Source organism: Phaeobacter gallaeciensis (assembly GCF_001678945.1).
GTDB classification, from domain to species: Bacteria; Pseudomonadota; Alphaproteobacteria; order Rhodobacterales; family Rhodobacteraceae; genus Phycobacter; species Phycobacter gallaeciensis_A.
In genome coordinates, this window is record NZ_CP015124.1 from 3,365,671 (window position 1) to 3,383,804 (window position 18,134).

At 61.6% G+C, this 18,134-nt stretch carries 21 protein-coding genes; 10 read left to right on the forward strand and 11 right to left on the reverse strand.

Features of this window, described 5'->3' with window-relative positions:
* Window positions 1–185 precede the first annotated feature (185 nt).
* Window positions 186–410 (reverse strand): YdcH family protein, encoded by a 225-nt coding sequence (locus tag JL2886_RS15930; protein ID WP_065272897.1) that lies wholly within the window; start codon window positions 408–410, stop codon window positions 186–188.
* A gap of 177 nt (window positions 411–587) precedes the next feature.
* Between JL2886_RS15930 and JL2886_RS15935 the strand changes: the two genes are divergently transcribed.
* The 4 genes from JL2886_RS15935 to JL2886_RS15950 all read left to right on the forward strand — a co-directional run bounded on the left by JL2886_RS15935 (window position 588) and on the right by JL2886_RS15950 (window position 3,261).
* Window positions 588–1,001, forward strand: coding sequence for an Hsp20 family protein (locus JL2886_RS15935; protein ID WP_197492324.1), 414 nt, complete (start codon window positions 588–590; stop codon window positions 999–1,001).
* A gap of 5 nt (window positions 1,002–1,006) precedes the next feature.
* On the forward strand, window positions 1,007–1,231 hold the full coding sequence (locus tag JL2886_RS15940) for a DUF1150 family protein (protein WP_065272899.1): 225 nt from the start codon (window positions 1,007–1,009) through the stop codon (window positions 1,229–1,231).
* A 227-nt stretch (window positions 1,232–1,458) separates the two neighbouring features.
* Window positions 1,459–2,343, forward strand: a complete 885-nt coding sequence (locus tag JL2886_RS15945) for a PhzF family phenazine biosynthesis protein (protein WP_065272900.1) — start codon at window positions 1,459–1,461, stop codon at window positions 2,341–2,343.
* Window positions 2,344–2,400: 57 nt separating this feature from the next.
* On the forward strand, window positions 2,401–3,261 hold the full coding sequence (locus JL2886_RS15950; RefSeq protein WP_065272901.1) for a hypothetical protein: 861 nt from the start codon (window positions 2,401–2,403) through the stop codon (window positions 3,259–3,261).
* A gap of 14 nt (window positions 3,262–3,275) precedes the next feature.
* On the opposite strand, the gene JL2886_RS15955 is transcribed toward JL2886_RS15950, so the two are convergent.
* The 4 genes from JL2886_RS15955 to trxB all read right to left on the reverse strand — a co-directional run bounded on the left by JL2886_RS15955 (window position 3,276) and on the right by trxB (window position 9,243).
* Complete coding sequence (locus tag JL2886_RS15955) at window positions 3,276–4,388, reverse strand: hypothetical protein (RefSeq protein WP_065272902.1); 1,113 nt, start codon at window positions 4,386–4,388, stop codon at window positions 3,276–3,278.
* Between the two features lie 152 nt (window positions 4,389–4,540).
* Entirely contained in the window at window positions 4,541–6,256 is a 1,716-nt protein-coding gene (locus JL2886_RS15960) for a bifunctional sulfate adenylyltransferase/adenylylsulfate kinase (protein WP_065272903.1), read from the reverse strand.
* 184 nt (window positions 6,257–6,440) lie between these two features.
* Entirely contained in the window at window positions 6,441–8,141 is a 1,701-nt protein-coding gene (locus tag JL2886_RS15965; RefSeq protein ID WP_065273763.1) for an adenylate/guanylate cyclase domain-containing protein, read from the reverse strand.
* Window positions 8,142–8,301: 160 nt separating this feature from the next.
* On the reverse strand, window positions 8,302–9,243 hold the full coding sequence (gene trxB, locus JL2886_RS15970) for a thioredoxin-disulfide reductase (RefSeq protein ID WP_065272904.1): 942 nt from the start codon (window positions 9,241–9,243) through the stop codon (window positions 8,302–8,304).
* A 223-nt stretch (window positions 9,244–9,466) separates the two neighbouring features.
* Here trxB and JL2886_RS15975 point away from each other — a divergent pair, with 223 nt between their 5' ends.
* Window positions 9,467–9,967 (forward strand): Lrp/AsnC family transcriptional regulator, encoded by a 501-nt coding sequence (locus JL2886_RS15975; RefSeq protein ID WP_065272905.1) that lies wholly within the window; start codon window positions 9,467–9,469, stop codon window positions 9,965–9,967.
* A 43-nt stretch (window positions 9,968–10,010) separates the two neighbouring features.
* Here the strand turns inward: JL2886_RS15975 and JL2886_RS15980 are convergent, their stop codons facing one another.
* From JL2886_RS15980 to lgt, 5 genes are all read right to left on the reverse strand, one after another.
* Entirely contained in the window at window positions 10,011–10,775 is a 765-nt protein-coding gene (locus tag JL2886_RS15980) for a Hint domain-containing protein (protein ID WP_065272906.1), read from the reverse strand.
* A gap of 280 nt (window positions 10,776–11,055) precedes the next feature.
* Window positions 11,056–11,208, reverse strand: coding sequence for a hypothetical protein (locus JL2886_RS19515; RefSeq protein ID WP_156767925.1), 153 nt, complete (start codon window positions 11,206–11,208; stop codon window positions 11,056–11,058).
* Between the two features lie 188 nt (window positions 11,209–11,396).
* Complete coding sequence (pgeF, locus tag JL2886_RS15985; RefSeq protein ID WP_065272907.1) at window positions 11,397–12,152, reverse strand: peptidoglycan editing factor PgeF; 756 nt, start codon at window positions 12,150–12,152, stop codon at window positions 11,397–11,399.
* Window positions 12,149–13,216, reverse strand: a complete 1,068-nt coding sequence (locus tag JL2886_RS15990) for a class I SAM-dependent methyltransferase (RefSeq protein WP_065272908.1) — start codon at window positions 13,214–13,216, stop codon at window positions 12,149–12,151. The genes pgeF and JL2886_RS15990 overlap by 4 nt, the downstream gene beginning before the upstream one ends.
* The gene (gene lgt / locus JL2886_RS15995; RefSeq protein ID WP_065272909.1) at window positions 13,213–14,112 is read right to left on the reverse strand and encodes a prolipoprotein diacylglyceryl transferase; all 900 of its coding nucleotides are present in this window, start codon (window positions 14,110–14,112) and stop codon (window positions 13,213–13,215) included. The genes JL2886_RS15990 and lgt overlap by 4 nt, the downstream gene beginning before the upstream one ends.
* Window positions 14,113–14,209: 97 nt before the next feature.
* On the opposite strand from lgt, the gene JL2886_RS16000 reads away from it, so the two are divergent.
* From JL2886_RS16000 to JL2886_RS16020, 5 genes are all read left to right on the forward strand, one after another.
* Complete coding sequence (locus JL2886_RS16000; RefSeq protein ID WP_065272910.1) at window positions 14,210–14,458, forward strand: accessory factor UbiK family protein; 249 nt, start codon at window positions 14,210–14,212, stop codon at window positions 14,456–14,458.
* Window positions 14,459–14,819: 361 nt separating this feature from the next.
* Window positions 14,820–15,320 carry a YbjN domain-containing protein gene (locus tag JL2886_RS16005; RefSeq protein ID WP_065272911.1) on the forward strand — a complete coding sequence of 167 codons (501 nt, stop codon included), beginning with the start codon at window positions 14,820–14,822 and terminating at the stop codon, window positions 15,318–15,320.
* 43 nt (window positions 15,321–15,363) lie between these two features.
* Window positions 15,364–16,179, forward strand: a complete 816-nt coding sequence (gene proC / locus JL2886_RS16010; RefSeq protein WP_065272912.1) for a pyrroline-5-carboxylate reductase — start codon at window positions 15,364–15,366, stop codon at window positions 16,177–16,179.
* A complete protein-coding gene (locus JL2886_RS16015; RefSeq protein WP_065272913.1) occupies window positions 16,172–16,510 on the forward strand; it encodes a tRNA-binding protein in 339 nt (112 codons plus the stop codon). The genes proC and JL2886_RS16015 overlap by 8 nt, the downstream gene beginning before the upstream one ends.
* A gap of 3 nt (window positions 16,511–16,513) precedes the next feature.
* Window positions 16,514–17,464, forward strand: coding sequence for a 2-hydroxyacid dehydrogenase (locus JL2886_RS16020; RefSeq protein WP_065272914.1), 951 nt, complete (start codon window positions 16,514–16,516; stop codon window positions 17,462–17,464).
* A gap of 15 nt (window positions 17,465–17,479) precedes the next feature.
* On the opposite strand, the gene JL2886_RS16025 is transcribed toward JL2886_RS16020, so the two are convergent.
* Complete coding sequence (locus tag JL2886_RS16025) at window positions 17,480–18,070, reverse strand: thymidine kinase (RefSeq protein WP_065272915.1); 591 nt, start codon at window positions 18,068–18,070, stop codon at window positions 17,480–17,482.
* Window positions 18,071–18,134 lie beyond the last annotated feature (64 nt).

Genomic DNA, 18,134 nt, shown 5'->3' on the forward strand with positions numbered 1-18,134 from the left:
GCGCCCATGCGCGCTGCCGGGCCCAAGGGGTTTGCCTGCGGCAGTATCGCTGCCGACCTGCAAAGAGCGCGGGAGTGATTGTTTGGGTGAACAGCCGTCGCTGGGGTACAGCTCTGTGGCGTCAGGAGGGAGAAATTCATCGGGCGGCGGGGCCGTTACCAAGTGTCAGGCAGCCCGCAGCGGAGTCAGGCGATGATATCCGGTGTCAGCCTGTCTTCGATCAGGGCGATCTTGTCTTTAAGGCCCAGTTTCTGCTTTTTCAGCCGCCGGATGGTCAGCTGATCTGCGGTGCCGCGTTCCTGCAGGGCGGTAATCGCCTCGTCCAGATCCCGGTGCTGCCTGCGGAACACCTCAAGCTCAACCTTGAGGACGTCGTCGGTCTTCATCGAGATATCGGTAGGGGCGTTCATTGGCGACTCGGAGGCTGGTGAAAGATGCGGGGTTCAAGATACTTCGTTAACGGCTTTTCGGCTAGGCCTATGCGTCCACGCTCTTGAGTAATCAAAAGAACTTACCATATTCTGTAAGAGCGGTCGCCTGTTGGGGCCGCAAGACTTTCCGTCGCTTTCGAACAAAGGACGTAACACGTGTCGAAACTTACCTTGGGCTCTTACCCGCATATGCTGGGGTTTGAGCAGCTTGAACGCCTTCTGGAACGCTCGGCCAAATCCGGCAACGAGGGGTATCCCCCCTATAACATCGAGCAGACCTCGGATCATTCCTATCGCATTACCCTGGCCGTGGCCGGGTTTGCCGAAGAGGATCTTTCCATCACCGTCGAGGACCGCCAGTTGGTCATCCGTGGCCGTCAGCGCGACGACAGCGATGGCCGCGTCTTCCTGCACCGGGGCATCGCCGCGCGTCAGTTCCAGCGCATGTTCGTGCTGGCCGACGGGGTCGAAGTGGGCGAGGCGCTGATGGAGAATGGCCTGCTGCACGTGGACCTGACCCGTGCCCGCCCGGAAACCGTGGTTCAGACCATCAATATTCGAAAGGGGTAAGAGACATGCATACACCATTTGATTTCAACGAAACCGGCAAGCGGATCGTCTACGTCAAGGCGGTTGATGTTGCGGACCTGCCCGAGGATGTGCAGGCCGGTGCCAAGGGGCACAAGCATCTTTACGCGGTGCACGACGCCGAAGGCGAACAGCTGGCGCTGGTGGCAGACCGCCGCATGGCCTTTGTTCTGGCGCGCCAGAATGACCTGTCGCCGGTGACGGTGCACTGAACAACTCCTTCAGGGGCGCGAATGCGCCCCCCCGGATTGCCCCGCTGTGGCGGGGCAGTCGTGCCTTTGGATAGCTTCCAGAAACCTCCCGCGAGAGAGCGGGAGAATAACGGTCCAAAACGGCTGTTGAGGCGCAAGTCGTGTCCCCGACGGGCTTTCGCGGCTGGATCATTGCTCTCTGCGCCGGTAACGTCCCGGTAAAACAGCGGTTTGGGGCATCTGATATCATGACATCGTTTTCTTTTGACTGGGTGGATGCGTTTTCGGATCGCCCCTTTGGCGGCAATGGCTGCGCGGTCGTGCATGAGGGTGCCAGCCTGCCGGTGGAGGTCTGCACCGCCTTCGTGCGGGAGACTTCTCTGGTCGAATGCACCTTTACCGGGCCGTCGCAGGTGGCGGATTTCAAAGTGCGCTATTTCCTGGCCAGCCGCGAAATCCCCTTTGCCGGCCATCCTACCATCGCCACCGTTGCCGCGCTCAAGGATCGCGGGCTGATCAACGGCACCTCGGTGACGCTGGAAACCGGCGCGGGAATTGTTCCGGTGCAGATCGAGGGCGACCTGATCGAGATGACGCAGGTGGCGCCAGAGTTCGGCCCGCAGCCGGATCCGGCCCTGGTTGCGGCAGCAGTGTCCCTGCCGCCCGAAGCCATTATCGGTGAGCCGCAGAAAGTGTCGACCGGCTTGCCCTTTTGCGTCACCGTGCTGAAGGACCGCGCCGCGCTAGAGGCGGCAAGGCTGGATCTTGATGCCCTTGCCCGGCTGACGGCACAGCTGGGCGCCGATGGGATCGACATGATGGAGCCTTTTCTGGTGACGCTGGATGGCGCCACAGAGGCGGGGGATACCTTTTCCCGCCTGCTGATGGCGCCGCCGAGCCCACCGGAGGATCCCTTTACTGGCTCAGCAACCGGCGCGATGGCGGCCTATCTGTGGAAGCACGGGCTGATGCCCAAGGACAGCTTCGTGGCTGAACAGGGGCACGGGCTGGGGCGGCCGGGGCAGGCGCGTGTGACCCGCGTGGGACCGGCAGAGGCGCTGACGGGGGTAAAAGTTGCCGGAGAGGGATTTGTTCTGATGCGGGGAGAGGTCGATCTTCCGCCGCACGCTTAGTTGGGAGCATGTGATTGAGTTCTGAGTTCTCTTGCGTCCCATGCTGGAGCGGTTGCCATGACTGAACCTGCGATTGCTATCCTACCTTACGGCCAGAAACTTGATCGGGGGCTGCCGCAGATGCCGCTGGCGCAGTTGCACTGGCCACTGGGCTGCCCCGACCGGCTGCAGGGCGGCAGCGTTGGCAATCTGACCGCGGCGGATCATTTGATCGTCTTTGCCAAGACGGCTATGCATTTTCAGCTAAACTGGTATTGCCGCGCGCAGCTGTCGCTGATGGTGATGGAGCCGAAGATCATGTCGGCGTCCCACCACCGTCTGCTGCGGCTCAGCCATCGGCGGTTCTTCCGCGTTTTTACCTATGATCCGGATCTTCTCGCGCGATTGCCCAACGGGCTGTTCCTGCCCTTTGGAACCACCTGGGTGCCGGAATGGCAGGATCTGGATCTTGAAAAGACCTTAGATCTGTCGTTGATCGCCTCGGCCAAACGCGACCATCCCGGGCACAAGCTGCGGCACCAACTGGTTGAATACCTGCAGAAAAACGTGCCCGATGCGCGCATTTTGGGCCGTGGTTACGCGCCTTTCGAGCATAAATCAGAGGGTCTTGCCCCCTTCCGCTATTCGGTGGTCATCGAAAATGTGCAGGAGCCGAATTGCTTCACCGAGAAATTGATCGATGCGATCCTCTGCGAGACTGTGCCGATTTACTGGGGCTGTCCGAATATCGGGGATTTCTTCGACACTGAGGGCATGATCCTCTGTAATGATCTGGCGGATATGGAGCGGGCGGTCCGCAGTATCAGTGCAGAGAATTACGCCCGGCGTCTGCCCGCCCTGCGCGCCGCCAAACCTGCGGCGGCGCATTATGGCGATCTGTTCCTCCGCGCGGCGGAGGCATTGCGCGACAGCCTCTAAGGCGGCAATGCTCCTCAGCGCGCGTTTGCGGCTCTGGCTTCCTTGCGGGCCCTTCGGGTGGATTTTTTCTTTTCGTACCAGTGGCGCAGGCCCTTGCTCTTCAGCTCGGCTTGCGGTTCGAACAGCAGGATCGCGTTGCGCAGGGTCCAGTCCGTCAGATTGCCCCGGCAGCCTTTCTCTGGCCAGAGGGAACGTTCGGACCAGATATAGCGGGGGCGGTTGGGCTGTACGCTAACTGGACGGGCCGCAGCCTCGGTTGCGAGATTGGCCATCAGCACCATAATGTTTTCCTGCTCCAGCACCTTTTCACGCGCCGTGGCGATGGCGTCCTGGGCGGCTTCCCAGCGGCCGTTCTGGATTTCCTGGACCATGCGCCGGGCCTCGGCCACCGGATCGTCCAGATTCAGAGTCTCATAACTGTCCACCGGGAAATAATCGTCCACGTTGGAACAGCCTGCGTAGAAGGGGAAGGACCAGCACAGCCAGGGGTCGGTCAGTTTCTCTGTCCAGACATGCGGCCCTTCGCCATTCTCGATGGCGAGGTTGTACTTGTTGGGCAGCAGGGCGTCTGCCTTGTCGCCAATGGGTTTGAAACCGCGCCCGAAGAGTTCGATATGCTCGGGAATCTCGTCGATCAGGGTTTCAACAAACCGCATCCGTTTGCGGTGATATTCGGTGTGCACCTTGGTCGAGGTGACGATGGCAATCTTGTCCTGTTTCTGCGGCGGGGTCAGCGTCTTGAACCAGTCATAGCCACGATGATTGCCGTTGTCCGAGAAATCAAAGCCCGCCCACCAGTACCAGCAGACCGCCCGGTTGCGTTTTTCCGTATCCAGCGGTTTTTGCGTCGTCGTCAGAACCAATCCGAACTGGTTTAGGAACCGGCAGCTATAGGGGTGGATGACATCTGGTTCGGCAGCGATGAAAATCGTCCGCTCTTTCGGAACCTGCGTCTTGATGGTGTAGGAAGACCGGTTGAAAGCGATGAGCACATCGGTGTCGTCCGGAACCTCGGTTCCAAAGGTAAAGGCTACCGAACCAATGCAGGGTTGCTGCCCCGGCGCCTGCTTCAGAAAAGACTGCGCTGTGGTGTCGGTAAACACATGTGCCTTAACGGGCGTAACCATACTTGGGCTCCAGAACACGAAATATTGAACCTGTGTAGGGATAAATTTACTTGCAAAAAAGATCCATTTTGGTCGCGGCGTTCAGGTAAAACAAAACGGCCCGCCAAAGGGCGGGCCGTTTCAACAGAAATCAGAGTGGGGTCAGTCAGGGATCAACCGGTGATCAGCCCCATGCTTTCCAGCTTCAGCAGAACCTGGTGGGCACAGTTGTCGACATCGACGTTTTCCGTCTCGACGCTCAGCTCGGGGTTCGCAGGCACGTCATAGGGATCGGAAATACCGGTGAATTCCTTGATCTTGCCTTCGCGCGCCAGCTTGTAGAGCCCCTTGCGGTCACGGCGTTCGCATTCCTCGATCGAGGTCGCGACGTGCACTTCGATGAAGGCACCGAACTGTTCGATGTCTTCGCGGACGGCGCGGCGGGTCGCTGCATAAGGCGCGATCGGCGCACAGATGGCGATGCCGCCGTTCTTGGTGATCTCGGAGGCAACATAGCCGATACGGCGGATGTTGAGGTCACGGTGCTCTTTCGAGAAGCCGAGTTCCGAAGACAGGTTCTTGCGCACGATATCGCCATCCAGCAGCGTCACCGGGCGGCCACCCATTTCCATCAGCTTCACCATCAGCGCGTTGGCGATGGTGGACTTGCCGGAACCGGAGAAGCCGGTGAAGAACACGGTAAAGCCCTGCTGGCTGCGCGGCGGCTTGGTGCGGCGCAGTTCCTTCACTACCTCGGGGAAGGAGAACCATTCCGGGATTTCCAGGCCTTCGGCCAGGCGGCGGCGCAGTTCGGTGCCGGAGATGTTGAGGATGGTCACGTCATCCTTGTCCGCGATCTCGTCTGCGGGCTCGTACTGGGCGCGCTCCTGCACATAGACCATGTGCTTGAAGTCGACCATTTCACAGCCGATCTCCGACTGATGCGCACGATAAAGGTCCTGCGCGTCATAGGGGCCGTAGAAATCTTCGCCGGCAGAGTTTTTGCCCGGGCCGGCGTGGTCACGGCCAACGATGAAGTGGGTGCAGCCGTGGTTGGCGCGAATCAGCCCGTGCCAGACGGCTTCACGCGGGCCTGCCATACGCATGGCCAGGTTCAGCAGCGACATGGTTGTGGTCGAGGCCGGATATTTGTCCAGCACCGCCTCGTAGCAGCGCACGCGGGTGAAGTGGTCGACATCGCCCGGTTTGGTCAGGCCAACAACCGGGTGGATCAGCAGGTTGGCCTGTGCTTCCTTGGCAGCGCGGAAGGTCAGTTCCTGGTGCGCACGGTGCAGCGGGTTGCGGGTCTGGAAGGCCACGACCTTGCGCCAGCCCAGCTTGCGGAAGTAGGCGCGCAGTTCGTTCGGGGTGTCGCGGCGACCACGGAAATCATAGTGCACGGGCTGCTGGATACCGGTGACCGGACCGCCGAGGTAGATCTTGCCTGCGTGGTTGTGCAGGTAGTTCACGGCCGGGTGCGCCTCGTCATCGGCGCCAAAGACCTTTTCTGCCTCGCGAGATTTGTTGGGCTCCCAGCGGTCGGTGACCGTCATGGTGGCCAGGATGACGCCTTCCTGATCGCGCAGGGCGATGTCTTCGCCCACTTCCAGAGAGCTTGCGAAATCTTCGCTCACGTCCAGGGTGATCGGCATCGGCCAAAGCGTGCCGTCCGCCAGGCGCATGTTTTCGACAACGCCGTCATAGTCTTCCTCGGTCAGGAAGCCTTTCAGCGGGTTGAAACCGCCGTTCATCAGCAGTTCCAGGTCACAGATCTGGCGTGGGCTCAGATCGTGGCTTTTTAGCTCACCGGCCTCGACCTTCAGCTTCTGGGCAGAGTCATAAGATACATAGAGCTCGGGGATCGGAGCCAAATTACTCAACATAGTCATGTGAATTCTCTCTTCACTTGCGCGGGAGGGGGCGCCCGTGTCGCGGACGGCTTAAGGCCGCGCAATAGCCCAAAGGTTTCTTGAATGTCTAGCGAGCTGGGGAAAAAAGGACGATGTGTGCCTATTCCTTCACAAACGGATGTCGTTTCGCACCGCACAGGCAATCATGGAATATCGTTCTGCCCTATGCGTGCTGGTTATGGTGCTGCTCGTGCTGAGCAGTCAGCAGATCGAACAGATCCTCTGCTCGCAGGGCCGCAATCGCGGTTACCGGTTCAGCGACGCCGCGTAGCTGGAAGGATTGCAGCGCGCTCTCGGGGGCGGCAAAACCAGAAGCGTCCAGCACGGCGGCAGAGACCAGCAGTTCGACGCCCAGGGCTTTGGTCTCGGCCTCAAGCCTGCTGGCAGCATTGACGCTGTCGCCGATGATGGTGCGCGGGGCGTGATCGGCAGAGCCGATTTCGCCCTGAACAAGATCGCCCAGATGCAGGCCAATGCCGATCCGGACCGGCGAGCTGTCTTCTTCTTCCAGTCGCGCGTTGAATGTCCGCAGCGCCGTACCAATCGCGGCCGCTGCATTCAGCGCCGCGCGGGCGGAATGAGCCGGGGAGGGGGCGTCGAAGACCGCCAGCAGCCCATCGCCGAGGTATTTGTCCACGTGGCCCCCGGCCCCGGTGATCGCGGGTACGATGGCGTCGAAGAACCGGTTCAGCAGGAACACTACATCATAAGGCAACTGACCTTCGGTACGGCTGGTAAAGCCGCGGATGTCGAGAAACAGGATGGCGAGCCTGCGTTCTTGCCCCTGGCTGGCGTGGGCCCGTGTGGTCCGCCCGTCGGGCCGGAACATGCGGCAGACGGTCAGCGGTGCGGTAGGCCGTATCTGGCAGGCCAGCCGCATGGTGCTGCTGGCCCGCACGGCGGCAAGGCTGCGCGCCTCAGCATCAGAAGGGGGATGAAGCGCATCCAATCCGTCTTCGACAACCACCCGGCAGGTGGTGCAGCGCCCTTTGCCGCCGCAGAGAGAGGTATGAGGTACGCCGCTGGCGCGGGACATTTCCAAGAGGGTCAGCCCCTTTTCGGCGCTCACCACAGGACCGTTCACATAGGTGATCCGCACCGCCCGGCGTTTGCGCAATGCCTTTTGCAGCAGCACGGCGGTTCCGGTCAGCACAAGAAGCGCCAGAAACAGGCCGATCCAGAGGTTTTCATTCTCTCGGAGGCTTAAGAATGTCGGCTGGTCGGGCCAGTTGTAACCTGCCATCAGCGCCGCCCGCTGACTGCCCTCGACAAACAGATCGTAGATCCGGCGTCCCTCGCTCAACGCGCCGGCCAGGGCAAAGGTGGGGATGAAGACCGAGAGCCCGATCATATAAGTCTGTGTTCGGCGCCACCAGCGCGTCAGCCGCAGCCAGTAGTGCAGCCCCATGCAGCCATGGATCCAGACGGCCAGCAACAGCAGTGCCTGCCACCAGATCGATGGCGAGTTCCACATCAGGACAAGGATGAAGCCCATCTCATCGTTGACGTTGTGAAGCTCATGCGCGTAGCGGGTGTAGGTAATGTGCCGCAACAGCTGCAATGGGATTAGAAGGCCAAGCCCCAACTGCACCGCCTCGTTCCAGGTCATCCGCCAGCTGCGTCGCCGGGTCAGTTGCCACAGGGCTAGCCCGGCATGCAGGATCAGCGCGCTATAGAGAATGACACCGCCCAGCACACTGCGGGTGATGATCTGGCGGGCGCTCTGCATGGCCTCCACCGCCGCAGGAGAGAACAGCGCCAGGCCCAAGTTGATGAAATGGAAGAACACATAGGTGAACAGGACCAGCCCGGTCACCATCCGGGTGCGGATAATCCAGTTGCCCTGCCACAGCGCATGCGTCACCTGCTGCTCTCCCCCGTGTTGCCTGCGGTGACTGTGACGGGATGCCGCGATCCGGGTCAAGGCTCTGCAAAAGGAAAGCCGCGCGCCCTTTGGGGGCGTGCGGCTGTTTTCGGCATCGGGCCCGGCCTGCGGCGGTATGCCCGCAGGACCTCGGCGTTGGTTATTCCTGTTCGGCTAGGAACCGTTCGGCATCCAGGGCCGCCATGCAGCCCATCCCGGCAGAGGTCACGGCCTGACGGTATTTGTGGTCAGTCAGATCGCCGGCTGCGAAAACACCGGGGACCGAGGTTTCGGTGGAGCCGGGCTTGACCTTCACATAGCCGCCATTGTGCAGCTCCAGCACATCCTTGACCAGTTCGGTTGCCGGGGCGTGGCCGATGGCGACAAAGACGCCCTTACAGGGGATTTCCGAGATTTCGCCGGTCTGCACGTTCTTGACCTTGACGCCTTCAACGCCGAGCGGCGCATCAGTGCCGACGACCTCTTCCAGCTGATGAAACCACAGCGGTTCGATCTTGGGGTTCTTCAAGAGCCGGTCCTGCAGGATCTTTTCGGCGCGCAGCTCATCACGGCGGTGGATCAGGGTAACTTTGGAGGCAAAGTTGGTCAGGAACAGCGCCTCTTCAACGGCGGTGTTCCCGCCGCCGATCACCACGATTTCCTGACCGCGGTAGAAGAAGCCGTCGCAGGTGGCGCAGGCAGAGACGCCAAAGCCCTTGAATTTGTCCTCGGTCGGCAGGCCCAGCCATTTCGCGCGGGCGCCGGTCGCCAGGATCACGGCGTCTGCGGTGTAGGTGGTGCCGCTATCGCCCTTGGCGGTAAAGGGGCGCTGGCTGAGATCCAGATCGGTGATGATGTCGCCGATGATCTCGCAGCCCATCGCCTTGGCGTGGTCCTGCATGCGCACCATCAGATCAGGGCCCTGAACCTCTGTGTCGCCGGGCCAGTTTTCCACTTCGGTGGTGGTGGTCAGCTGGCCGCCCGGTTCGATGCCCTGTACCAGAATGGGTTCCAGCATGGCGCGGGAGGCATAGACCCCCGCAGTATATCCGGCCGGACCCGACCCGATGATCAGTACCTTGGTGTGACGCGTATCGCTCATCTCATATCCCCAAATCCGCAGGTTGGCGGGCAATCCGCCGTCAGCCACAGGATATAGCGACAGACCAGAGGCGCTTAAACCCCCGGCATCACCTTCGTGACGCAGCTGTTATCCGAGGCAGCTTGATCTTGCGGAGGGCAAAGATTATTGCGGCGCAGTGAAATAATATTGCGCGCTTTCGCGGCGCTGATATAAGAAACGCAAACTGACGGGAGCTTCCACAATGGTCACTACACGCCTTGATCCGATCGATCGCAAGATTTTGTCGGAACTGCAGGCCGATGGGCGCATGACCAACGTAGAACTGGCCAAACGCGTCGGAATTTCCGCGCCGCCCTGCCTGCGCCGGGTGCGTGCATTGGAGGAAGCAGGCCTGATCCGGGGCTATCATGCCGAGGTCAACAGCCGGGAGCTTGGCTTTGAGGTTCAGGTCTTTGCCATGGTGGGGCTGGAAAGCCAGGCCGAGGCAGAGCTGAGCGCATTCGAGGAGAAATGCCGCGGCTGGCCGCTGGTGCGCGAGTGTCACATGCTGAATGGCGAGGTGGATTTCATCCTCAAATGCGTCTCACCCGATCTCAGCACCTTTCAGAGTTTCCTGACCGGAGAGTTGCTGACCACGCCGAACGTGGCAAGCGTCAAGACATCGTTGGTGATCCGCGGTGCCAAGGACGAGCCGGGCGTGCCGTTCGACGTTCTCGAAGACCGTCTGGCGCTGGAACCCTGACCGGACCTGCGCCGGGTCGCGAGCAGGGACGTCGACAGGTTGTTCAGATGGCGGCGTCTGCGCGCTCAAAGGCCAGCGGGCCGAAATCCGCAATCGCATCTGCGTGGCTGAAAAGGTTGAGGAACAGCGTCTTGATCGGATAGCTGACCAGTTTCAACGCATTCGGCCCGGGATGATAGGTTTCAAATTCCAGCCCGCCCACCTGAATGACTGCGTGCTGCGGCAGGCAGAGATGGAACATATCAACCACGGTCGGCGGTGAGGTTTCAAAGATATTCATGCCGTCCTGAAAATCCTGAACCGGAGTCAGCAACTTCTTGTCGCTTGCATCCCGTCGCATATGCGGCGGCGTGCACAGCAGCCGCGCGGCAGGACCGGCCACGACGCAGGACATGGGTTTTTGCATTCCAAAACTGTCAGCCATGAAGCTGGTCAGCGGATGGGTCTGTCCCTTGGAATCAGCGCGCGCTGGAACTAGGCTGGTGGAACCTTTCCAGATCAACGGCTGATATTCCCCGGTTTGCGTTGCGATCATGTCACCGGGCCAGAGGTCCTCAATGGCGACGGGGCCCATATCGGTCTGCACCAGCGTTCCGCGGGTAAAGGCACAAAAGGCGTTTTCGAACAGTGGCAGGGCCGGCGCGATGTGACGGGTTTCCGCGACGGTTCCGTTGGACAAAAGGGCGCTGACCTCGAACCGGCGCAACTGCGGTTTGGTGACCATGCGCAGCGCGGCGGGATCCTGAAGCAGGGCAGTGGCTTCGGCTGCCGATGCAGCGGCCTGGTGCAGCGAGTGAGGCGTGTTCATAGCGTCAGGGCCTTTCTCAATTCGACTTCGGAACCACAGCCCCGCGGCTGCGGGGCATTCGGACTGTTTGATCAGGCACCGTCTTTTTTGCACCTGCGCCGGGCCGGAGTGCCGGACTGGGCGGGAAGGTGACCGCAAGAGTTTAAGCAAACCTCTACACGGAAGAACCCCGCGCCCCGCATCCTGCCCAGGCCGGTCTTTCTTTGCATTTTCTGAACACAGGGAAGACGTCCAGAGGCTGCAATCCGCCGGGAAGCTAAGGCAAGTTTTCCGCCCTAACTCAGGCGCTTTTCAGCGCCTTCGGGGCACTGCGGATGCTGCGGCGGCGCTCTATTGATGCACGTCGCGCCACGCCGCGGTGCCAGGGCAATTTGCTTTTCTCGCTTTTGGCAGTTGCAACAATGGAAGCGATAAAACGGGTTCGTGCTGTCATTATTGCTCCTGCCGGGTCCATTCTGAACGATGTCTGTCTGAGCGCAGGTATCGGTAATCAATGCGACGTTATTGTGGCGCGGGCATGGAAAAGCCCCGGCAAAGCGGGGCCGGAGCGGTCACAATCCGGCTGCCGGGGATCTCCGGGAATTTTCAAAAGGGATCGGGGGCGCGTGTGTTTTCTTTTTCCTACAGGCGGATACAGGCAATCAGCCTGCCATAATCAGCCTGTTTTTCGTGGGTGGCCCGCCGATAGGAATAAAATCGCTTTGGATCGCTATAGGTGCAGTGGCCGGTCCATTCCGCCTCTGTAACTCCGGCGCTGCGCAGTTTATGCAGGCCAAGACCGGGCAGGTCGAACAGCAGCCGGTCGCCTTCGCCATTGGCAAAGAACCGGGCGTTCTCCGGGTTCTCGGCCATGAAATCGTCGAAGAACTCGGGGCCAACCTCATAGGCGCGCTGCGAAATCGTCGGGCCGATGACGGCGAGGATATTGCGGCGGGTTGCGCCCAGATCCACCATTGCTTCGACCGTCGCAGAAAGCACCCCGTCCAGCGCCCCGCGCCAGCCGGCATGGGCGGCGCCGATCACTCCGGCCTCGGGGTCGGCAAACAGCACCGGTTGGCAATCTGCTGTCAGGATCGACAGGGCGACCCCCGGTGTGCGGGTGACCATGGCATCGGCTCTGTCCGGGCTGTTGCCAACCTCTTCGATTACCGCGACGTCGGGGGAATGCACCTGATTGACCCGGGCCAGCCTCTCCGGGGCGACCTCCATTGCGGCAGCAACGCGGGCGCGGTTCAGTTCGACCGCTTCACGCTGGTCCGAAGATCCAAGCCCGCAGTTCAGTCCCTCGAAAATGCCGGAGGACGCACCGCCCCGACGGGTAAAGAACCCATGCCGCACGGGGCCAAGAAGATCCGATGTCAGTATTTCCAGCGTCATGACTGAAGCCCCGGTGGTGGTGTCGCGTTGCCGGGGTAGAGACCCAGCACCTTGAACAGGTTTCCCATTTCCTCGGGGTGCGTCAACCGCCGATGTGCGGCGATCAAATTGTCGAGTGCATCGCCCTCTAGCGGTTCGGCAAGGGCGCGGGCGCGGTCGGTGATGCCCAGCCGCTCCAGAAACACGCCCTGCGGGGTCAGCCGCGTGGCCGTGCAGCCGTGCGCCTGTGCCGCCTGTGTCAGAACCTCAAAATCCACATGGGTGGTCAGGTCTGCGCTGCCGGGTGCCTCCAGCGGATCACAGGGCGCATGATCGCGCAGCGCTTGCAGCGTGTCGCCAAGCGAGCGCCAATCGCCATAGTCCACGATCAGCGCCGCGCCGCCATGCGCTGCGATACGTGTAGCAATTGCAGCGGTGACAGGAGCCGCGCCTTCGCAGAGTTCGACAAGATCGCCCTCGCGGGTGTCTTCATGCCGGTGGCTGAGCGCGGGCTGTTTGGTCACCGGGCCAAGGCCGAAGGTCAGCGTGCCGTTCTGCATGCCGATGCGTTTTTCGCGCCAGCCGGTACCATCGCGCAGGAACTGGCGCACGGGCAGGGCGTCAAAGAACTCATTGGCAACCAGAAATAGCGGCTGCTGTGGCAGGCTGTCGATGGTGTCGTGCCAGATCGGTTCAAACCCTGTTAGCGCCTTGGCCTGTGCCTCGCGCAGGGTGGGGGAGGCCTCTACCAGATGCAGCTCCAGCGCGGCGTGGAAACCGGGCACCGCGCGAGTGGCGCGCAACAGATCCGCCATCAGGGTGCCACGGCCAGGGCCAAGCTCGGCCAGGGTGAACGGCGCAGGCGCGCCCTGATCCAGCCAGCTTTGCGCCAGACACAGGCCCAGCAGCTCACCGAACATCTGGCTGATTTCCGGCGCCGTGGTGAAATCCCCGGCAGCGCCCAGCGGATCGCGGGTGGTATAATAGCCAAAGCGGGGGTTCAGCAGGCACTCGGCCATGTAATCGGCCAGGCTCATCGGCCCGTCGACATCGATGCGGGCAATCAGGTGATCCAGCAGGCTCATGCCGTGATCCTCTGGCGGCGCAGGGCGGCGATGGCAAAGACCAGTCCCAGCGCGATCATCGGCAGCGACAGAAGCTGTCCCATGGTCAGCCCGTAGCCGCCGACATGCCAGGCAAGGCCGAGCGGATTGCCGGGGGTCACGAACTGCGCATCGGGCTGACGGGCGAATTCCACCAGGAACCGCGCCATGCCATAGCCCCCCAGAAACAGCCCCAGCACCAATCCGGGCCGGTGAAAGGCCCTGCGCCGCCAGGCCAGCCAGAGCAGCAATGTCGCCAGCAGCGCGCCTTCCAGTAGCGCCTCATAAAGCTGCGACGGGTGCCGCGCGCAAATCTCGCCCAGGGCCTGCCCACAGTCCTGCGCGGCCTGTCCCGGAAAGGAGACGCCCCAGGGCAGATCCGTTGGCCGCCCCCAGAGTTCCGCATTGATGAAATTGGCCAACCGTCCCAGCATCAGCCCGGGCGGCACGCTGACGGCCACCAGATCGGCCATCTGCAGCCGGGGTACACCGTGGCGCAGCGCAAAGATCCAGGCCGCCAGCACCACGCCGATCAGCCCGCCGTGAAAGGCCATGCCGCCTTCCCAGATCCGCAGGATCGCGGCGGGGTTGGAGAGGTAGTATCCCGGCTGGTAGAACAAAACGAACCCCAGCCGCCCGCCAAGGATCACGCCAATGATGATCCAGGTCAGCAGATCCTCGACCTGCTGCGGACGCATCGGTGGCTGGCTTGCGGGCCAGAGTGCGGGCTGTCGCAGAGCCGCCACTGCCAACCGCCAGGCGATCAGGATCCCGACGATATAGGCCAGCGCGTACCAGCGCAGCGCGAACTCAAAAGATCCGATGGTGATCGAGAAGATTTCGGGCGACAGGTCGGGGAATTGGATCATTGCGTGCATGTGCGACTGAATGCCTTTGCTCTGGAAGGGAAGTCAACGGCTTGCCCGCGGCCCTTTGGTTGCCCATATAGGGCATAAGCCTGATACGGAGAAGACGATGCAGAGCCGCAACAAGATCCTCGACGATATTTCCCAGCTGATGACCAATGCAATGGGCGTGGCCCATGGTGCACGCGAAGAAGCTGAAACCGCGATGAAGAGCATGATCGACCGCTGGCTGGCCGACCGTGATTTCGTGACACGCGAAGAATTTGACGCGGTGCGCGCCATGGCGCAGAAGGCCCGCGAAGAAAACGAAGCGCTGAAAGCCCGCCTTGATGCGCTTGAGGCCTCTGCCAAAAACTGAAGACTGAAGATTAAAGACCGGACCCATCCAGAATACGCATGTGCCTGCGCGGGCGAAAAGCCCGCTTGGGTCCGGTGCAGGCGGCACGTCCCGGCAGTGACGGCCAAATAACGCGGCGCCTTGATTGGGCCGCCTGATTTGCGCCGGGGGCCTTATCCACAGCTTTGCCGATATTTTGGGTGGCTTTCCGCTTCATCCACAACTTATTGCAGATATCCCCAAATAAAGGGTTGCCAGCGCCTATCCGGGTGTCCACCATATCTAGTATGGGAGCGGGGATGCCTCCCCGGTCCTTTGAGCGCAAAGCTAGCTCTAGCGGACCCGAAGAGGTGCGTATGCTAGATACCAGAGAGGTGGCATCATGGCCCTATCCGAGCATCATCTGGAAGACGACATCCACCCCATAGACATCGTTGAGAACGTTGCCTCCCATCATGACTGGGACTTTGATCGGATCGGCGATGATCAGATCGCCATGGCCGTCGAGGGGCAGTGGCGCACCTATTCGGTGACGCTGGCTTGGTCGGGATACGAGGAAACCTTGCGGCTGGTCTGCAGTTTCGAAATGGATCCGCCCGAGGACAAGCTGCCGCTGCTGTATGACCTTCTCAACCGGATGAACGATCAGTGCTGGGCCGGGGCCTTTACCTATTGGGCCGAGCACAAGCTGATGCTTTATCGCTATGGTCTGATCCTGTCGGGCGGCCAATCGGCCAGCGCCGAGCAGATTGACGCGATGATCCAGGCGGCGGTGTCGAATTGCGAGCGTTACTACCCGGCCATTCAGCTGACCACCTGGGCCGGGCGCACGCCTCAGGAATCTCTTCAGGTCGCCATTGCAGAGGCTTATGGCCGCGCGTAAACCTGTGCCCTGAAACTGATGTAACAGCACAGGGGCAGGGACAATGGACATGACGGATATCGCGGATCGCGGGCTGGTCCTTTTGGGATGCGGCAAGATGGGCTCGGCGATGTTGGCCGGATGGCTGGATGGCGGATTGCCCGCTTCCTCGGTCTGGGTGCTGGATCCCAACCCGTCGGACTGGCTCAAGGGCACGGGCGTCGCCATCAACGCAGGCCTGCCCGAAAATCCGGCCATCGTATTGATTGCTGTAAAACCGCAAATGATGGGCGACGCGTTGCCCGGTCTGAAGGCGCTGGGCAATGGCGATACCCTGTTCATCTCGGTCGCGGCCGGGATCTCCTGTGCCCGCTACGAGGCGATGCTGGGAGAGAAAACCCCCATCGTGCGCGCCATGCCCAACACGCCCGCCGCCGTCGGGCGCGGCATCACTGCCCTGATCGGCAACGGGCGCAGCAGCGGCGCCGATATGGATCTGGCCGAAACCCTCTTGTCCGCGATCGGCCAGACGGTGCGGCTGCAGTCCGAGGATCAGATGGATGCGGTCACCGGCGTCAGCGGCTCCGGGCCTGCCTATGTGTTCCACCTGATCGAAACACTGGCCGCCGCAGGTGAGGCGCAGGGGCTGCCCACCGATCTGGCGATGAAACTAGCCAAGGCCACCGTGGCGGGCGCAGGGGCGCTGGCCGAGGCGGCCGAGGAAGATCCCGCCCAGTTGCGGGTGAACGTGACCAGCCCCAATGGCACCACCCAGGCCGCGCTTGAGGTGCTGATGGACAAGGACAGCGGTTTCCCGCCCCTGCTGAACCAGGCTGTAGCCGCTGCTGCAAACCGATCCAAGGAGCTGTCCGGTGGCTGAGATTTCCTTTGATGATTTCCTGAAGGTTGATATCCGCGTCGGCACCGTGGTGCGGGCAGAACCCTACCCGGAGGCGCGCAAACCGGCGATCAAGATGTGGATCGATTTCGGCGATGACATCGGTGAGAAGAAAACCTCGGCCCAGGTGACCGCGCATTACACGCCGGAAACGCTGGTGGGAAAACAGGTTGTGGCGGTGGTCAATTTCCCGCCGCGCCAGATCGGCAAGTTCATGTCCGAGGTTCTGGTGCTTGGCCTGCCGGATGAGGCCGGGGAGATCCGGCTGATCGGGCCGGATGGTCCGGTGCCATTGGGCGGAAGGATGCACTGAGCGATGAAACTTTGGATTACCCGGCCGATGACAGCGGCTGTCGAGGCGCGCGCGCGGGAAGAGTTCGATGTGGATATCCGCCCCGATACGGGCGTGCTGAGCCGCGCGGAAATGCAGCGTGCCTTGCGGGATTATGACGTGGTCATGCCGACGCTGGGCGACCGGTTCGATGCCGAGATCTTTGCCGCGGTGCCTGCGCCACGGTGTCGGCTGCTGGCGAATTTCGGCGTTGGCTACAACCATATTGACGTAGAGGCCGCCCGGGCCGCCGGTGTTGCTGTGACAAACACGCCGGGCGCGGTCACCGATGCGACTGCCGATATCGCGATGACCTTGCTGCTGATGTCGGCCCGCCGCGCAGGCGAGGGGGAGCGGCTCGTGCGCGATGGCAGCTGGGAAGGCTGGCACCCGACCCAGATGCTGGGTCAGCATGTTACGGGCAAGACCGTCGGCATCGTCGGCCTTGGCCGCATCGGGGCCGCCATCGGGCAGCGCTGCCATTTCGGATTTGGCATGAAGGTCCTCTACACCGCCCGCAGCGACAAGGATCCGGGTTTCCCTGTCTCCCGTTGCGCCAACCTGTCAGAGATGGCCGCGCAGGTCGATTTCCTGGTGGTTGCCGTGCCCGGTGGCGCCGACACCCGGCATATGGTGGATGAAGCGGTGCTTGCGGCGATGCAGCCTCATGCGCATTTGATCAATATCGCCCGCGGCGAGATCGTGAAGGAAGCGGCCCTGATCACCGCTTTGCAAGAGCAGCGCATCGCCGGGGCAGGCCTTGATGTTTATGAATTCGAACCCGAGGTGCCCGAGGTGCTGCGCGCGCTTGATCGCGTCACCCTGCTGCCGCATCTGGGCACGGCCACCGAAGAGGTGCGCAGCAACATGGGGCATATGGTGCTGGACAATGTCGCGGCCTTCATCGCCGGGCAGAAACTGCCCAACCCCGTCTGAGCCACTCGGGGACGGTCAGGCTTTTGAGCCGTCCCCAACCGCTTCGCGCCAGTGACGGCGGCAGAGCGAGACATAAGTTTCATTGCCGCCGATCTGCACCTGATCACCCGTGGTGATCGCACGGCCCTGATCGTCCTGCCGGATCACCATGGTGGCCTTCTTGCCGCAATGGCAGATGGTTCGCACCTCGCGCATTTCATCGGCCAGCGCCAAGAGGGTGGCGGATCCGGGAAACAGGTTGCCCTGAAAATCCACCCGCAGCCCGTAGCACAGAACCGGCACCCCCAGATCATCGACCACACGGGCCAGTTGCCAGACCTGATCTGGCGACAGGAATTGTGCTTCGTCCACAAAAATACTGGCAACGCTGCCTTGTGACAGGCGTAATTTGATTTTTGCGAACAGGTCCTCGCCCGCACTGAACACATCGGCCTCGGCGCTGATGCCAATCCGCGAAGCAATCCGGCCCTTACCTGCCCGGTCATCGACACGTGCGGTCAGAAGGTAGGTGTCCATGTTGTTTTCGCGGTAGTTGTGCGAGGCCTGAAGCAGCACGGCGGATTTACCGGCATTCATGGTGGAGTAGTTGAAATAGAGCTTTGCCATGCGTGCGGTTTACCCTTTGGCAATGGCTGAGTGAACCGCAAAACAATCCCGGATCGTGAGGATG

Excerpts from the sequence above, each read along its gene's own strand:
- JL2886_RS19515 (WP_156767925.1), bottom strand. The coding sequence starts at position 11,208 with ATGACAGCACGAACCCGTTTTATCGCTTCCATTGTTGCAACTGCCAAA.
- proC (WP_065272912.1), top strand. The coding sequence starts at position 15,364 with ATGGACATGACGGATATCGCGGATCGCGGGCTGGTCCTTTTGGGATGC.
- JL2886_RS16020 (WP_065272914.1), top strand. The coding sequence starts at position 16,514 with ATGAAACTTTGGATTACCCGGCCGATGACAGCGGCTGTCGAGGCGCGC.
- JL2886_RS15930 (WP_065272897.1), bottom strand. The coding sequence starts at position 410 with ATGAACGCCCCTACCGATATCTCGATGAAGACCGACGACGTCCTCAAG.
- pgeF (WP_065272907.1), bottom strand. The coding sequence starts at position 12,152 with ATGACGCTGGAAATACTGACATCGGATCTTCTTGGCCCCGTGCGGCAT.
- JL2886_RS15945 (WP_065272900.1), top strand. The coding sequence starts at position 1,459 with ATGACATCGTTTTCTTTTGACTGGGTGGATGCGTTTTCGGATCGCCCC.
- JL2886_RS16005 (WP_065272911.1), top strand. The coding sequence starts at position 14,820 with ATGGCCCTATCCGAGCATCATCTGGAAGACGACATCCACCCCATAGAC.
- JL2886_RS15950 (WP_065272901.1), top strand. The coding sequence starts at position 2,401 with ATGACTGAACCTGCGATTGCTATCCTACCTTACGGCCAGAAACTTGAT.
- JL2886_RS15940 (WP_065272899.1), top strand. The coding sequence starts at position 1,007 with ATGCATACACCATTTGATTTCAACGAAACCGGCAAGCGGATCGTCTAC.
- trxB (WP_065272904.1), bottom strand. The coding sequence starts at position 9,243 with ATGAGCGATACGCGTCACACCAAGGTACTGATCATCGGGTCGGGTCCG.
- JL2886_RS15955 (WP_065272902.1), bottom strand. The coding sequence starts at position 4,388 with ATGGTTACGCCCGTTAAGGCACATGTGTTTACCGACACCACAGCGCAG.
- JL2886_RS15980 (WP_065272906.1), bottom strand. The coding sequence starts at position 10,775 with ATGAACACGCCTCACTCGCTGCACCAGGCCGCTGCATCGGCAGCCGAA.
- JL2886_RS15975 (WP_065272905.1), top strand. The coding sequence starts at position 9,467 with ATGGTCACTACACGCCTTGATCCGATCGATCGCAAGATTTTGTCGGAA.
- JL2886_RS16025 (WP_065272915.1), bottom strand. The coding sequence starts at position 18,070 with ATGGCAAAGCTCTATTTCAACTACTCCACCATGAATGCCGGTAAATCC.
- JL2886_RS15960 (WP_065272903.1), bottom strand. The coding sequence starts at position 6,256 with ATGACTATGTTGAGTAATTTGGCTCCGATCCCCGAGCTCTATGTATCT.
- lgt (WP_065272909.1), bottom strand. The coding sequence starts at position 14,112 with ATGCACGCAATGATCCAATTCCCCGACCTGTCGCCCGAAATCTTCTCG.
- JL2886_RS15990 (WP_065272908.1), bottom strand. The coding sequence starts at position 13,216 with ATGAGCCTGCTGGATCACCTGATTGCCCGCATCGATGTCGACGGGCCG.
- JL2886_RS16000 (WP_065272910.1), top strand. The coding sequence starts at position 14,210 with ATGCAGAGCCGCAACAAGATCCTCGACGATATTTCCCAGCTGATGACC.